The 15,074-nt window shown below is 40.5% G+C and carries 13 protein-coding genes; 6 read left to right on the top strand and 7 right to left on the bottom strand.

Annotation, left to right across the window (positions count from 1 at the left end; all coding sequences use genetic code 11):
- The first annotated feature begins 21 nt into the window (after positions 1 to 21).
- Positions 22 to 1,317, top strand: a complete 1,296-nt coding sequence (thrC, locus tag ACRRSQ_RS04860) for a threonine synthase (RefSeq protein ID WP_440874579.1) — start codon at positions 22 to 24, stop codon at positions 1,315 to 1,317.
- A gap of 94 nt (positions 1,318 to 1,411) precedes the next feature.
- Here the strand turns inward: thrC and ACRRSQ_RS04855 are convergent, their stop codons facing one another.
- On the bottom strand, positions 1,412 to 2,149 hold the full coding sequence (locus ACRRSQ_RS04855) for a heparin lyase I family protein (protein WP_440874578.1): 738 nt from the start codon (positions 2,147 to 2,149) through the stop codon (positions 1,412 to 1,414).
- A 229-nt stretch (positions 2,150 to 2,378) separates the two neighbouring features.
- On the opposite strand from ACRRSQ_RS04855, the gene ung reads away from it, so the two are divergent.
- On the top strand, positions 2,379 to 3,056 hold the full coding sequence (ung, locus tag ACRRSQ_RS04850; RefSeq protein ID WP_440874577.1) for a uracil-DNA glycosylase: 678 nt from the start codon (positions 2,379 to 2,381) through the stop codon (positions 3,054 to 3,056).
- Positions 3,057 to 3,390: 334 nt separating this feature from the next.
- Here ung and ACRRSQ_RS04845 read toward each other — a convergent pair whose 3' ends face one another.
- The 4 genes from ACRRSQ_RS04845 to ACRRSQ_RS04830 form a co-directional block, all read right to left on the bottom strand.
- Positions 3,391 to 5,181: an Ig-like protein, group 1 gene (locus tag ACRRSQ_RS04845; RefSeq protein ID WP_440874576.1), complete on the bottom strand. Its 1,791-nt coding sequence runs from the start codon at positions 5,179 to 5,181 to the stop codon at positions 3,391 to 3,393.
- Positions 5,182 to 5,302: 121 nt separating this feature from the next.
- A complete protein-coding gene (locus ACRRSQ_RS04840; protein WP_440874575.1) occupies positions 5,303 to 6,256 on the bottom strand; it encodes a D-2-hydroxyacid dehydrogenase in 954 nt (317 codons plus the stop codon).
- A 40-nt stretch (positions 6,257 to 6,296) separates the two neighbouring features.
- Positions 6,297 to 7,502, bottom strand: coding sequence for an NnrS family protein (locus tag ACRRSQ_RS04835; protein ID WP_440874574.1), 1,206 nt, complete (start codon positions 7,500 to 7,502; stop codon positions 6,297 to 6,299).
- A gap of 437 nt (positions 7,503 to 7,939) precedes the next feature.
- A complete protein-coding gene (locus ACRRSQ_RS04830) occupies positions 7,940 to 8,227 on the bottom strand; it encodes a hypothetical protein (protein ID WP_440874573.1) in 288 nt (95 codons plus the stop codon).
- A 355-nt stretch (positions 8,228 to 8,582) separates the two neighbouring features.
- On the opposite strand from ACRRSQ_RS04830, the gene ACRRSQ_RS04825 reads away from it, so the two are divergent.
- On the top strand, positions 8,583 to 10,769 hold the full coding sequence (locus tag ACRRSQ_RS04825; RefSeq protein ID WP_440874572.1) for a M3 family metallopeptidase: 2,187 nt from the start codon (positions 8,583 to 8,585) through the stop codon (positions 10,767 to 10,769).
- Between the two features lie 319 nt (positions 10,770 to 11,088).
- Here the strand turns inward: ACRRSQ_RS04825 and ACRRSQ_RS04820 are convergent, their stop codons facing one another.
- Entirely contained in the window at positions 11,089 to 11,517 is a 429-nt protein-coding gene (locus ACRRSQ_RS04820) for a GNAT family N-acetyltransferase (protein ID WP_440874571.1), read from the bottom strand.
- A 12-nt stretch (positions 11,518 to 11,529) separates the two neighbouring features.
- Positions 11,530 to 11,973: a hypothetical protein gene (locus ACRRSQ_RS04815; RefSeq protein ID WP_440874570.1), complete on the bottom strand. Its 444-nt coding sequence runs from the start codon at positions 11,971 to 11,973 to the stop codon at positions 11,530 to 11,532.
- Between the two features lie 205 nt (positions 11,974 to 12,178).
- Here ACRRSQ_RS04815 and iscX point away from each other — a divergent pair, with 205 nt between their 5' ends.
- The 3 genes from iscX (at position 12,179) to ndk (ending at position 14,906) form a co-directional block, all read left to right on the top strand.
- Complete coding sequence (iscX, locus tag ACRRSQ_RS04810; RefSeq protein WP_440874569.1) at positions 12,179 to 12,379, top strand: Fe-S cluster assembly protein IscX; 201 nt, start codon at positions 12,179 to 12,181, stop codon at positions 12,377 to 12,379.
- A 170-nt stretch (positions 12,380 to 12,549) separates the two neighbouring features.
- A complete protein-coding gene (locus ACRRSQ_RS04805; RefSeq protein ID WP_440874568.1) occupies positions 12,550 to 14,241 on the top strand; it encodes an NAD-dependent malic enzyme in 1,692 nt (563 codons plus the stop codon).
- 233 nt (positions 14,242 to 14,474) lie between these two features.
- Positions 14,475 to 14,906 (top strand): nucleoside-diphosphate kinase, encoded by a 432-nt coding sequence (gene ndk, locus ACRRSQ_RS04800; protein WP_118958363.1) that lies wholly within the window; start codon positions 14,475 to 14,477, stop codon positions 14,904 to 14,906.
- Positions 14,907 to 15,074: the final 168 nt, after the last annotated feature.

The raw sequence follows: 15,074 nt of genomic DNA, 5'->3' as shown, positions 1-15,074 counted from the left end.
AAGCATTAATAGGACAAATACGTGAAATTTTATAACTTAAAAGAAAATGATGAACAAGTCAGCTTTGCCGGTGCGGTAAAGCAAGGTTTAGGTAAAAACCAAGGTTTGTTTTTTCCAGAAAACATTCCAAGCTTTAGCAATATCGATGAGTTATTAGCGCTACCTTTAGTTGAACGTAGCGTTAAAATTCTCTACCCATTTGTTAATGAAGACTTAACTGAAGCGAAATTAACGAAAATTGTCACCGCTGCCTTTAACTTTCCTGCACAGTTACAGCCAATTAATGAAAACCGTTCGATCTTAGAGCTTTTCCACGGACCAACATTAGCATTTAAAGACTTTGGTGGTCGCTTTATGGCGAACTGCTTGCAAGCCTTTAGTAAAGATAAAAAGATCACTATTTTAACGGCAACATCGGGTGATACTGGTGCGGCAGTTGCTCATGCATTTCACGGTATTGAAAATATTCGTGTTGTTATCATGTATCCAAAAGGCAAAATCTCACTATTGCAAGAGAAGATGTTTACTACCTTAGGCGGAAACATCGAAACCATTGCTATCGACGGTAGTTTTGACGATTGCCAAGCACTTGTTAAACAAGCTTTTGATGATAGAGAATTGGCCGAGCAAATTGGTTTAAACTCAGCAAATTCAATTAACATCAGTCGTTTATTGGCGCAAATTTGTTATTACTTTGAGGCGGTAGCTCAGCTTTCTCGTCAAAAAGGTCATAGCAAGTTACAAGACATTGTTTTCTCAGTACCAAGCGGTAACTTTGGTAACTTAACTGCAGGCTTATTTGCCAAAGCGATGGGCTTACCAATTAAGCGTTTTATTGCTGCAACAAATGCTAATGACACTGTGCCGCGTTATTTAGCAACAGGTGAATGGTCACCAAATGATACCGTCGCGACTATGTCAAATGCGATGGATGTGAGTAACCCAAATAACTGGCCGCGTGTAGAACATATGCTGAAAAGTGGCATCGTTGATAAAGACTGTGTAACCTCATTTTCTATTGATGAAGAGCAAACACAGTCAACTATGTTGCAACTGGCTAAATTAGGTTATATCACCGAACCACATGCCGCTGTTGCCTACAAAGCCTTGCAATACAGTGCAAAAGACGATGAGTTTGGAGTATTTTTAGGCACTGCACATCCAGCTAAATTTAAAGATGTTGTTGAAAGCACTTTGGGTCAACCGATTGGTTTACCGAAAGAATTAGCAGATTGTGCGAGCGAGAGCATTTTATCGGTTGATATGGCGGCAGATTTTGCTCAGTTACGTGAGTTTTTACTCGCGAATAACGGCTAGCAATAATTGCCCTTAAGCTAAAAAATTAAAAAATAGGCAGTGTTTACTGCCTATTTTTTGTTTAATTTGTCGCGCTACAATTATTTCTTCTACGCTAGTGGCTAACGGTTACGTTATCCAACCAAATATGAGCGGCTTTATCGCTCTGTGCTCTCAGTATACCTAATTGAAAAAACATATTTTCTTGGTTTGATATTAACGTTGCAACTTCGCTCGTACTTTGTTTTTCACCGTTAATAGAAAGCGTGATTTTACCGTTTTCGACTGACCACAAAGTCTTTAGTGTTAACGTGTACCATTCGTTTGCTTTAAACCCTGCTTTAGACCATAACTCTCGGTTTTCCTGAGCTGAATACAAGGCTAATTTGTCGCCGTTAAATTGCAAACGGTAACTTTGCCTATAGCTTTTATCCGACTCCCAATACGCGATTTGATAAGGTTTTTGTTCAAATAATTTTGGCAGCATAAACTGCCACGAGACTGTTGTTGATTGGCTTTCAAGTGTTTGCTGAGGTTTGTACTGTAATTCTACCCGGTTTAAATCGGCGCGGTTGTGCCAGAGATAATGTGGCTCGCCGGTAATGCTAATAAAAGCGGCAAGATCAGATTCGTTTTTTTTGGTACTGCTGTCGGGCTTAGTCAGTAGTTTTATGCCATGTGAGTGCAAAACGTACGACCAATTGTCTAATTTGTTATTGTCAAAATTTGCCTGCCAACTTTGCCTTGCTAATGCACTGTAACTGGTGAAAATCATTACCATAGGGGCAATTGCCAGCGCGCATAGTAACGCTTTACCTTGTTCTTTCACGCCTCTTTTTAGGTTGTGCTTCATATAGTTAACTATTGATGTAATTTTAACCACTATAAATATATCAGAGCATAATTGATAGTGCCTTTGTCGGCTGTGCTTTTTATTTATGCTCCCTCATATCGACAGTAGCTTGTTCGAGCGAAATAACAATTTGGCACTCGCTTTTATCTTAGCCAACAGTTTTCCCATAGCCTAATCACCCGTTTCAATTTAAAATACCTGCTCGCTTAGCACGATAGATATAGTAACTATGAATGTAACCACAGACTGGCAGCCTTTATTTCAACAAGAGCAAAGCAAAGCTTATTACCTAGAACTTGAGCAACAACTTGCTCAGCAGCGCGCTGACGCTGAGGTGATTTTCCCACCTAAAACGCAAGTTTTTTCAGCCTTTGAGCAAACCGCATTGTGTGATATCAAAGTGGTGATTTTAGGACAAGATCCTTATCACGGCTTAGGGCAAGCGCATGGTTTAGCTTTTTCTGTTGAACCGGGCATTAAAGTGCCGCCTTCGCTGGTGAATATGTATAAAGAGCTGAGCACAGATATTGCAGGTTTTGAAACGCCAGATCATGGGAATTTAATATCGTGGGCAAAGCAGGGGGTATTATTGCTTAATACCGTGCTTACGGTAAAACAAGGGCAAGCGCATTCGCATGCAAAGCTAGGCTGGGAAACATTTACGGATGCGGTAATTGAATACATTAATCAGCATAATCAAGGCTGTGTTTTTATGCTCTGGGGCAGTCATGCGCAGAAGAAAGGCAAAAATATTAATCAAGATAAGCACTGTGTGTTAGCTGGACCGCATCCATCACCCTTGTCGGCATATCGTGGATTTTTTGGTTGTCAGCATTTCTCTAAAGCGAATCATTGGTTAATTGCTCAAGACAAAGCGCCTATCGATTGGTGTTTAAAACCAATCTGATTAATAACATGATTAACTCAGAGCTATTTCAGCGGTGCTAGAACTCGCTAAATTTTTGCAGTTTTAGTCATTCTCTATCAAATACTTTTAAACTGTAATTAGGAGGGGCGGGCCGCTGAAAAGCTCCGATACGGCTTGACTAAAACACTTTACTGCGGTGTTACTTATTTTTGAAAGGGAATTACCCTTCCTAAAAAAAAGCGCCTTGCATTAAAGCGTTTTATCTCAAGCTGAGTGATCATTTATTTAATCAAATTGGTTTAAAACCTTCCTTTAAGCAGGAAAGCCTTGCGTTAAAATAGCGGCGCAACAAAAAGTTTGCTGCGCCTGCCAATTACAATAATTGAATATTGATAGGGGTAAGACTAGTGACATCGCCTTTAGGCGTGGTAAAGGTAATGTTAAGTTCAACTAACTCAGCTTCATCGTCTAAGCCATTGGTTAATGAAAATGCGATGGTATCTACCTCACTTGAGTTGGTATTGCTGACGGTATAATTAGTAACACCTGAAACGGTACCTGCACTAAAGCTGACTTCAACTGTTGTGCCAGCAGGTAATTTTTGTCCGGCGCTATCGGTAAAGTGTAACAAGAATGCTTGACTTGCTAGCTCGGTAATATCTGCGACATCACTGCTTTCAAAGGCACTTTGAAACACAATACTGCCGTCGCCATTGGTTAAACTAAATACCGCTTCTGAGCCTGACATCACCAACTCAATTGCACGTCTAATATTTATTGAACGACTGTCGGCAGCGGCACATAAGTCGCCCTGACATTGCGGACCATTAAATAAGCCATTGGCATCGTCAAAGGTTTCATTGCCGTTAATATCGATAAATACTTCGCCAACTTCGTAACTGCCATTAGCGTTATCATCACGCCACGCTTCTGACATATCATTAAAACCAGAGCTTGCATCAGCTATGGTGCCAAAGCCAGATGAAACAAAAGCTACATCAGCAATTGCACTGCCATCTGCGTTATCAAACACATTGTTACCATTGGTATCAACAAAGCTTTCATGGCCAATTGCGGTTGCTAAAATCGTTACGCGGTGATCGACTGGTTTTGGATCGCCACTTGTCCATGTTACCGAGCATGCGCCAGCTACCGTAGTGCAACTTGGCTCTATGCTACCACCTTCGGTGGTGAAATTTACTGTAGTGCCGTCGGCAACAGGATTATTAAAATTATCGGCTAATTGCACGGTAATTGCGGCTGTTTCACCGTTATAATCGCCCGCTTCAAGGTTAAAGTTATCAGCGGCGATGCTCATTGAAGCTTGGTGAGGTAAACCGGTATTAATTGACAGTAAATCTGATTGGCTTTGAATAGAAGTCGTTTCGCCATCAACCGTTAAGCTTGCAGTTGCTGTAACACGAACTGTTGTTGGCACTGTGCCAGAAGCGACTTGCGTACTAATAAAACCGTCATTGTTGGTAACGCCACTTGTTTTACTTAAGCTAACACCGCCAGCAACTGAGTCTAAGGTAAATTCAACTTCTTGCTGCGCTAAAGCGTTACCTAAAGCACTTTTGACTAAAAAGGTAATAGTTGAGCTTTCTTGTTGGTTAACACCACCGGAACCTTTTAAAACAATATTGCTTGGCTCGGCTGAAATAAATTCGATTGAGCCTAAACGTTCACCTGTGATGGTAATAGTTTCGCTGGCACTAATGGTTAATTCATTAACTGAAATCGAGGCACTCACGACATCTTCATTGCCCGAGGTTCCCGCGCAGCTGATATCAGCAAATGTTGAACTGGCACTGCCGTTTGATGTGATCACGCTTTCATCAAGCGTTGCATTGCCGTTGGTGGCACAACTTGAACTAAAAGTTACCGTAACAGGTGTGGTAACAATGGCGTTGCTACTATCAACAAGGGTTACGCTCAAACCTATGGTTCCGCCGGCGCTTACGGTATTGTCGGCAAGTGATAATTTAATTTTACCTTCAACAAAGCTGTTGCTATCGTCAAAGTAACCTAAACGTACCGTTTCATCGGTGATGGTGTTTTGAGTATCGTCAGTATCGCTTTGACTGTCGTCTTCGTTGTGGCCATTACAAGCGGTGAGTAAAACAGCGGATAGAAAAGTTAGTAATATACTAAGCTTTTTCATGCTTAAGTCCTTTAAACTAAATATTTTTATTAGTTAAAGAGGATAAATCTCTGTCTATGAAAAGTCTATGATCTTGTAATTATTTTCATCAAATATGTGAAAACATTTAGCCGTTAATGCCTTATGTGACTTGATTCAATTTTCCGCCGGAGAAAAACGAGGAAATATTGCTGGCAACAATGGCAATTAAACGTTGCTGGGCTTCCATACTCGCCCATGCAATATGTGCAGTAATTTTAAGGTTAGTGAGCTCAGCCGTTAATAACGGGTGATCGGACCTTGGCGGCTCTTGATCGAGCACATCTAAAATGGCGTAGCCAATATCGTTATTATTTAGGGCATCAATAAGGTCGTCATTGTTGATCAGTGCGCCACGTGCGGTATTAACAAGTACGGCATGTGTTTGCATGTTTGAGAAAATTTGCCGATTAAAAAGCTGCTCGGTTTCCGGGGTTTGCGGGCAGTGCAGGGTAATAATGTCGGCTTGCTTAATAACCTCATCAAAAGCATAACGTTGTGATCGTATTGAGACAGCACTTGGACGCTCAGCCACCATCACTTTCATATTAAATGCCGTCGCTATTTGCGCAACCGATTGTCCTAAATCGCCATAGCCAATTATGCCGATGGTCTTATCAGCAAGTTCATAAATAGTATTACCTAAATAACAAAAGGTATCGCTTTGCTGCCACAAACCTTTAGCGGTATTGGCATTGTGATGACTAGTTTGGTTGAAATATTCAAGTAACTGAGCAAATACATATTGCGCAACCGAGCCTTTTGCGTAGGCTTTAGCGTTAGTGACTGTAATGCCTAAAGCGTTTGCTGCTGCAATATCTACATTATTAACACCGGTTGCCGTGATGCAAATGAGCTTGAGTTTAGGTAACTGCTCGAGTGTTTTTTTGTCAAAGACGACTTTGTTGGTTAAGACCACATCAGCATCTTGGCAGCGAGTAATTATTTCGTGCTCTGCAGTAACATCAAAGCAAGTAAAGGAATCAAACTGCGCGCTAATTTCATCTAATGCAATCGTCTTGTGAAAGGTTTTTTTATCTAGAAAAACTGCGCGCATATTGAGTCTCTTATTTTGGTAAAAGTTTTCTTAGTGGAAATTAGCCTGGTCGACCATCGACACGTGCTTTAAATAACATCGGGCCGTAATGGAAAGCAAATATAGCAAATGCAATAAACCAAAGAAACGCACTTACATCGTAAAATATGCTGGTTGCTTGTGGAAAGCCCCACGGACCAAAGGCGCGCACCAGTGCTGCTAATAAAATTGCCACATAGGCAATGCTCATGCTTTTAGGTGGTGTTAATACACGCCCTGTATGACCTAAAGATACGCGCGATATCATCGCTAAAATTAAACCGCCCATACCGCCAACAGTCAGTAAATGCCAAATATGGTTAGATGGAATTTCGGCAATTAAATAACTTACACCCAATAAAATTAAACCAAACCAAATAAACTTTAATGCGCCATGTAACGACCACAACAATGGCACGCCAAGGGTGATCCAAGGTTTTAGTCTAAACCATCGCATTGCTTGGCTAACACCGGCAATAATTAATATCACGCCAAAAAAGGTGGCATTAAAGCCAACCAGTGGATGAAATAATAAAGAAAACATGGCAATGGCTAACGCACCGTTAGTGGTTTTTTCTAACCAAGGCAATGGTAATACTTTGGTGGTTTGTGTACCGTTTGCGGTAAACATAGGTACGACTCGTCCTGCCATTACCGACATTAAAAAGGTCACGAGCAAGACACCGGCATAACCTGAAAAGATTAAGTTAAAGTTATTAGGTGAATACACAGCCAAGTGCATTTCTAAATTAGCAATGGTAAATAAAGCTAACAGCGGCACAAAAAATAAATTACGGTATTGTTTAATGGCAATAATAGGTTTGCCAAGTACATAAGCAACGGCAGGCAAAAAGCTTAAATCGACAATGGTTGTCGCAAGGTTACCCAAAATATCAGGAAACAATAACAAAACACGACCTGCTAACCACAAAGCAAACAGCACCATAAGCGTAGTGCCTTGCGCGCCGCGCACTCCGGTCCAGTTTTGCACTGCAGTTAATAAGAAACCTGCGATAATGGCACCACCAAAACCGTAGATCATTTCATGAATATGCCACCAATAACCGCCGCCAAAAGGCATGTAAGCTAAGGTGCCTTTTAAAATAAACAGCCAAAGAAATAGGGCAATAAAACTAAAGATTGACCCAAATAAGAAAAATGGGCGAAAACCTAAACGAAATAGAGGGAAAATTTGCTCTTCTTTTTTAAGGTCGGTTATTTGCATCATTACAATGTTCACTTATCAAAATAGTGACGATATTGTAGTTAAAATTGCTTGAAAAAACTTGGTGTAAATCAAGATAATGTCACACACTCGTTAAATATCGAGTAGTTTCTTGATTTAGTAGTAGTTTTAAATAACTAATTGATTAGAAAAATAAATCCTTGTAAAAAATAAGGTTTTAGTAGGGTAAATGATAACTCGGGGTTTACGTAACTAACCTGAACTCGGTTTAAGAGATATTTAACGAGTTGAAATATAACATCATATTTTTCATGTTAACCTCTAGCTTGCTGGTTTTGCTTACTTCAAGGTAAATTTACGCGTCAATAGCTGGTCACGGCTTTGGTTCGTACGTCGCTCTACCTTCCACATCCATGTGGGCGTATTGCAAGTGAATTTAACGCGGAAGTTAGTAAAAGTAGCGGCTAAAGAAGTATTTATTAAGCCGAGCTCAGGTTAACTAAGTTATTGCGTTTTAAGCCACGTCTGACATTTTCACACAGTTTTGCTAAACGTGAAATTTCGCCAAAATTGGGAATTACGCCGTCGGCTATTTTTACTTCCCAGTCGCACAGTTCAGTATCAACAAGCTCTAACAGTTTTTTTGGGCAGCCAACACAGGAAATTCCGCAAATATTAGACTCGGGCACGTTGAAAGGAAAGTCGTGTCGTACGGCGCTAATAATATTGAGCAAGGCTGTGCTTCTGTCAGGTTTTTTATGCTTCAAACTAACGTTTTCCTAGTTACCATATTAAGCCAATTAAGTTAAGCCAATTACGTTAAGCGAGTCGGCCACAGCAAGCGCTGTAAACTTAGGTGCGTTGCAAGAATACTAATTTAGAGCTTAAACTCTAAAGTGCATTTTAAGCGTTGTGCAATAAATGCGCAATGCCTTAAAGGATTGTATGTTGACCAAAAGCAAACTTTTCAGATAAGTAGTGCGATTGGGTCACCATATTTTTGACTCATCGCTTAAAACCAACCTTTCATCATGTTTACGGCACATTTAAAATTTCTTTTGCTAAAGTTGATGGGTTTACATATTCCAACATAAAACAACAAGATTTTTAGGAGCATATTTCATGAAGCAACCGCTTATTAAAGCCATGCTAGTTTCTAGCATTTTGCTTGGCTGTAGCGCTAATAACGATTCTCAGCCTGTAGCCAAACAACTGCCCGCTCAAGCAAGCGACAGTGCAACGGTTTCTGCAAAGCAGTCAGCACAACAATTATTAGCAAAATGGACCGGACCTTTCCAAGGCGTACCGGCATTTGATCAAGTGAGCATTGCCGGTTTAGTACCTGCTTTTGAAATTGCGATGGCAAAAAATTTAGCTGAAATTGAAGTTATTGCTAATAACCCAGCGCCGGCTAACTTTGAAAACACTATAGTGGCGTTAGAAGCGACTGGTAGTGATCTTGATCGTTTATATACCTATTACGGCATTTGGAGCAGCAATGTTTCTTCACCAGAGTTTCGTAAAATTCAAGCGCAAATGGCACCTAAGCTTTCGGCGTTTTACTCTAAAATTCGTCAAAACGAAAAACTATTTGCACGTGTTGAACAGGTTTTTCATTCAGACGAAGTGAAAAAACTATCGCCTGAGCAGCAACGTTTAGTCTTGCTTAACTACAACGGTTTTGCGCGTAATGGCGCGACACTAAAAGGTGACAAGCAAAAACGTTATGCAGACATTAACCAAGAACTCGCTAAGTTACATACGCAATTTAGTAATAATGTGTTGGCTGATGAAGAAAACTACGTTTTATATTTAAGCAAAGCGCAATTAGGTGGCTTACCAGAGTCAGTCGTTAATGCAGCAGCATCTGCTGCGAAAGATCGTGGCCGTGAAGGCGAATACGCGATCACTAATACTCGCTCGTCTATGGACCCATTCTTAACGTATTCAACCGAACGTGAACTTCGTAAACAAGTATGGAATAGTTATTATCACCGAGGCGACAATGGTGATGAATTTGATAACAATGCACTGATCGCTAAAATTTTAAAACTGCGCCATGAGCGTGTTGGTTTATTGGGTTATAAAAACTATGCTTCGTGGCGTTTAGAAGATCGCATGGCGAAAAAGCCTGAAAATGCGATTGCTTTAATGGAAGCAGTGTGGCCAGCAGCTATTGCACGTGTTGAAGAAGAAGTTGCCGACATGCTAACTATCGGTAAAAAAGAAGATGGCATTAAAGACATTAAGCCGTGGGACTATCGTTTTTATGCAGAAAAAGTACGTAAAGCGAAATACGACTTAGACTCAGACGAAGTAAAACAATATCTGCAATTAAATAATTTACGTGAAGCAATGTTTTACGTAGCAGGGCGTTTATTTAACTTTAGCTTTGCAGAAATTACTGATGGTTCAGTACCGGTTTTCCATGAAGACGTACGTGTTTGGGAAGTTACCGATAAAACCTCGGGCGAGCATATTGGTTTATGGTATTTAGACCCATTTGCCCGTCAAGGCAAGCGTTCTGGTGCGTGGGCAACCACTTACCGTAGCCATACCACTTTCCAAGGTAAAACCAATGTTTTATCGTCAAATAACTCTAACTTCTCCAAAGGAGCGCCGGGTGAACCAACATTAATTTCTTGGGATGACGCCGAGACTTATTTCCATGAATTTGGCCATGCCTTGCACTTTTTAGCCTCGAATGTTGACTACCCAACGTTAAATAGTGGTGTGCGTGATTACACTGAATTTCAGTCACAATTACTTGAACGTTGGTTATCAACTGACCAAGTAATTGATAACTACTTAGTGCACTATAAAACAGGCAAACCTATGCCGGCGGAGTTAGTGAAGAAAATTAAAAAAGCGGCGAACTTTAATCAGGGTTTTAAAACCACTGAATATTTAGCTTCTGCTTTAGTTGATATGAAATTTCACACCGTTGACCCGAGTGGTATCGATGCTGACAAGTTTGAACGTGAAACGTTAGCGGCGTTAAATATGCCAGAGCAAATTGTAATGCGTCATCGTAGCCCGCACTTTGGTCATGTCTTTAGTGGTGAAGGTTATTCGTCAAGCTACTACGGTTACATGTGGGCGGAAGTATTAACCTCTGATGCGGCAGAAGCGTTTGCGCAAGCACCAGGTGGTTTTTATGATGAAGAAGTTGCTGCTAAATTGGTTGAACATTTATTCAGTGTTCGAAACGCGGTTGACCCTGCTGAGGCATATCGCGCCTTTAGAGGACGAGATGCACAAGTTGAAGCCTTAATGCGTGACCGAGGTTTCCCGGTAAAAGCTGACTAACTGATAAGTTGTCTTATGTAAAAAGCCTGCTGACATTAATTTTCAGCAGGCTTTTTTTGTTCATAGAGGAGTTATATTAGGGGGCGGTGACATAGGTAGCAAGCAAACAACAATTTTGTCATTTTAATTATAGTTTTAAGTTTAATGTCGCTGCCCCTATTTTGATTAAATAGGTGTTATATCGGGGTCGGTGACATAATTGGAATTAAGCAGCAATCTCGTCATTTTAATTGTAGTTTTAAGTTTAATGTCACCGACCCCTTTGTTCTTAGACCCCTTTGTTCCAGCGTTTAAAATAACGAGTATAGGGGAGGTAGTGCTAAATAAACTTACACATGCCATGACCGAGGGCATCGTTTGGCCGAAGTTGATAACCAAATTGTTGATAAAAAGCCTCTTTCCCTTTGGCGGCTAGTAAGCCAACGGTCGCGCCTTTAACTGCATGTGCTTGAATATAAGCTTCTATTGCCGTCATTAGTTTTTTGCCTAAACCTTGCTGTTGGTAATCTTGGCTGACAATTACGTCTTGAATATAAAAATACATCGCGCCATCGCCAATGACTCGGCCCATTCCCACAAGTTTCTTGTCGTGGTATGCGGTGACATGAAAGCGTGTATTTTTCAGGCTTTGCGCTGTAAGTTCTGGGCAAATATTGTTCCAACCCATTTGTGAGCGTAGCTGGCAAAAGTCTTCTACACTCGGGCTGTTATGGCTTAATGTTATTTTCGGGCAGCTGTGATGGGTCATTAGCTAAAAGATTCACTCAATAGTAATGTTATCTAACTGATTTTGTGTCGCAATGGTATTTACCACCGCAACTAATGTTTGTTTTAGCTCGCTATTTAGCAGGGCATTGTCGTCTGATTTTGAATTTAAAACCGCCTCTGAAATTGCTAATACCGCTTTCACGCTGCGGCTATTGGGCGCTTGTTTAACCATAAAGTCATTGTGGTCAGCTAGCGTCCATTGTGCTTGTTGCTGCCCATCGAGGCTTTTTATTTGACTAACCGTTTGTTGAAAACTCTGTTGGCTCAGCAATACAAAAGTACATGTTAGTGATTTATTTTCATCGGCAAACCAATTCGCTTTTAGGGCTTGAAAGTTAAGCCAAGCCTCTAATTGTTCGAGTAATTGTTTGCCGTGGTGTAAGTTGTCAGTCAGCTTACTTTCAGCGGAAAGTGTCATCGGTAAGTCATTCAACATAAACGAGTACTTTAGGTTATACTTTTGATAATACTTTATACCCAATCGAATTTAATGACACGATCTTTTCTACAGTGGTGGCAGACCGATTGCCAATTTTGCCGTAAAACCCGAATGATTATTTTGTGGTTAGCAATAATGCTAATTGCTGATGCACTGTGGTTTCATCTTATTTTTAAATAGCTTTACTTATTAGGAGTAATTTATGGGCCTTAAATGGACAGACTCACTGGAAATTGCCTTAGATTTAATTGAAGAACACCCAGAAGTTGACCCAATGAAACTTCACTTTACCGAACTTAGACAATGGGTATTAGATCTAGAACGGTTTGATGACGATCCTGCCCATTGTGGTGAAAGAGTATTAGAAGCTATCCAGCTTGCTTGGTTATCTGAGTACGATTAGCGCAAGTTTTTTATCATTGTTTTGGTTAAATTCACTGATCAGCTTTGTCACTGTAAGTTATTGCTCTATACTGCTTTCCCTAAAAATAAATATGATGAATTTTCAATATTCACGCTAGCTATACTATTTAGAATAATTCCATATAAATTTTAAACAATGGCAATTACAACATGACAAATAAAACTAAACGTCCGTTATATATTCCTTATGCGGGCCCATCATTATTAGAAACCCCACTCTTAAACAAAGGCAGTGCCTTTACCGCAAAAGAGCGTGAAAGCTTTAACCTAAATGGCTTGTTACCACCGCGTTATGAAACAATTGATGAGCAAGTTGAGCGTGCGTATATGCAATATAAAAGCTTTCGCACCAGCTTAAATAAACATATTTATTTGCGCGCAATTCACGACAATAACGAAACCTTATTCTTTAAGTTGGTGCAAGCGAATTTAGCGGAAATGATGCCGGTAATTTACACGCCAACTGTCGGTGATGCCTGTGAAAAATTCTCAGATATTTATCGCAGCTCGCGTGGGCTTTTTATCTCTCATACGGAAAAAGATAACCTTGACGATATTTTACGTAACGCCACCAAAAGCAAAGTAAAAGTGATTGTTGTCACCGACGGTGAACGTATTCTCGGCTTAGGCGACCAAGGTATTGGCGGCATGGGCATTCCCATTGGAAAATTATCATTATATACCGCCTGTGGTGGCATTAGCCCAGCGTATACTTTACCGGTAATGCTTGATGTGGGTACCAATAATGAAAAATTACTCGCCGATCCTATGTACATGGGCAATCGTCATAAGCGTATCCCACAAGATGAATACGATGACTTTTTAGATTGCTTTATTAAAGCGGTAAAACGTCGTTGGCCACATGTAATGTTGCAGTTTGAAGATTTTGCACAGCCAAATGCCATGCCTTTATTACAGCGTTATAAAGAAGAGATTTGCTGTTTTAATGATGATATTCAAGGGACGGCGTCGGTAACAGTTGGCTCGCTATTAGCCGCTTGTCGCACTAAAGACGTGGCCTTATCTTCACAAAAAGTCGCCTTTGTCGGTGCAGGATCAGCCGGTTGTGGTATTGCTGAGCAGATCATTGCGCAAATGATCAGTGAAGGTATTTCACCTGAGCAAGCGCGTAGCCAAATTTATATGGTTGACCGTTTTGGCTTGTTAACTGAGGGCATGACCGGTTTACGTGACTTTCAGCAAAGCCTATGTCAGCAAAGACAAAACATCGCCAATTGGCAGCTAGCCGGTGAGTTTGCTTCATTGCTTGAGGTGATGAACGGTGCACAACCTGACATTTTAATTGGTGTGTCGGGCCAAGCAGGTTTATTTAGTGAAGCAGTGATCAAAGCGATGAAATCGCATTGTGATTTACCGATTATTTTCCCGTTAAGCAACCCGTCAAAACAAGTCGAAGCAACACCGTCACAAGTCATAGAATGGACTAATGGTGAAGTGATCGTAGCTACCGGTAGCCCATTTGAGCCAGTCCAGTACCAAGGAAAAAATTATCCAGTTGCCCAATGTAATAACAGCTATATCTTCCCTGGCATTGGACTAGGAGTTGTTGCGGCTAATATTAATTTGATCACTGATGAAATGTTAATGGTGGCTAGCGAAACATTAGCATGTGCCTCGCCATTGGCGAATACCGGTGAAGGAGAGCTTTTACCGTCACTGACTGAAATTGCCGACTTAAGCAAAAAAATTGCCTTTGCCGTTGCAAAAGTCGCCTTTGCACAAGGCTTGGCATTGGAAATTTCTGATGAAATGTTGCAAGCAAAAATAGATAACAACTTTTGGCAGCCGCAATATCGCCAATATAAGCGCGTGAGTATTTAGCTTAACGCTTGTTGCCTAAGCAGCTTAATACGATGATTTAAAAGGCGTTGTTAAAACGCCTTTTTTGATCAAAATGACGTGTTTTTCTACGCACTAAATTAATGTAGCTAATTGGTTACATTTTTACCTGAGATAAGCCATAGCGAAACAGTATGCATTTGTTGTTAATTCGTCTATAATCGCGCCAAAATTTATATAACCCATTTTTATTTACTAATTTATGAGGATTGCCCATGGCTATCGAACGTACTTTTTCAATTGTTAAACCTGACGCAGTAGCAAAAAATGTTATCGGTCAAATCTACAACCGTTTTGAAACTGCTGGTTTAAAAATTGTTGCTTCTAAAATGGTTCACTTAAGCAAAGAAAAAGCTGAAGGTTTCTACGCTGAGCACAGCGAGCGTCCTTTCTTTGGTGCTTTAGTTGAATTCATGACTTCAGGTCCTGTAATGGTTCAAGTTTTAGAAGGCGAAAACGCTGTTCTTAAAAACCGTGAAATCATGGGTGCTACCAACCCTGCTGAAGCATTAGCTGGTACTTTACGTGCTGACTACGCTGATTCAATTGACGAAAACGCATGTCACGGCAGCGACGCTTTAGAATCTGCTGCACGTGAAATCGCTTACTTCTTCGCTGATGAAGAAATTTGCCCACGTACTCGTTAATAGTTGCTATTAACAACCATTAGTGTGGTTTATCGTTTTTAGGCGATAAAGCGTATTAAAAAATTGCTTAAGGATTTTACTGAATTATCGGTAAAATCCTTTTGTGTTATAAGGTGTTTTAGAAATTAACAACGCTGTTAATGATTAAAGTGCGTTATTGTTAGTGTG

Source organism: Thalassotalea sp. PLHSN55, from assembly GCF_052030545.1.
Taxonomy (GTDB): domain Bacteria; phylum Pseudomonadota; class Gammaproteobacteria; order Enterobacterales; family Alteromonadaceae; genus CANMXU01.
The sequence above is the reverse complement of the archived record's forward strand: the minus strand, read 5'-3'. Positions and strand labels throughout refer to the sequence as shown.

Coding starts and splice junctions, on each gene's coding strand:
- ACRRSQ_RS04835 (WP_440874574.1), bottom strand. CDS start 7,502: ATGATGCAAATAACCGACCTTAAAAAAGAAGAGCAAATTTTCCCTCTA.
- ACRRSQ_RS04825 (WP_440874572.1), top strand. CDS start 8,583: ATGAAGCAACCGCTTATTAAAGCCATGCTAGTTTCTAGCATTTTGCTT.
- ACRRSQ_RS04845 (WP_440874576.1), bottom strand. CDS start 5,181: ATGAAAAAGCTTAGTATATTACTAACTTTTCTATCCGCTGTTTTACTC.
- ACRRSQ_RS04815 (WP_440874570.1), bottom strand. CDS start 11,973: ATGTTGAATGACTTACCGATGACACTTTCCGCTGAAAGTAAGCTGACT.
- ACRRSQ_RS04840 (WP_440874575.1), bottom strand. CDS start 6,256: ATGCGCGCAGTTTTTCTAGATAAAAAAACCTTTCACAAGACGATTGCA.
- ndk (WP_118958363.1), top strand. CDS start 14,475: ATGGCTATCGAACGTACTTTTTCAATTGTTAAACCTGACGCAGTAGCA.
- ACRRSQ_RS04820 (WP_440874571.1), bottom strand. CDS start 11,517: ATGACCCATCACAGCTGCCCGAAAATAACATTAAGCCATAACAGCCCG.
- ACRRSQ_RS04805 (WP_440874568.1), top strand. CDS start 12,550: ATGACAAATAAAACTAAACGTCCGTTATATATTCCTTATGCGGGCCCA.
- ACRRSQ_RS04855 (WP_440874578.1), bottom strand. CDS start 2,149: ATGAAGCACAACCTAAAAAGAGGCGTGAAAGAACAAGGTAAAGCGTTA.
- ung (WP_440874577.1), top strand. CDS start 2,379: ATGAATGTAACCACAGACTGGCAGCCTTTATTTCAACAAGAGCAAAGC.
- iscX (WP_440874569.1), top strand. CDS start 12,179: ATGGGCCTTAAATGGACAGACTCACTGGAAATTGCCTTAGATTTAATT.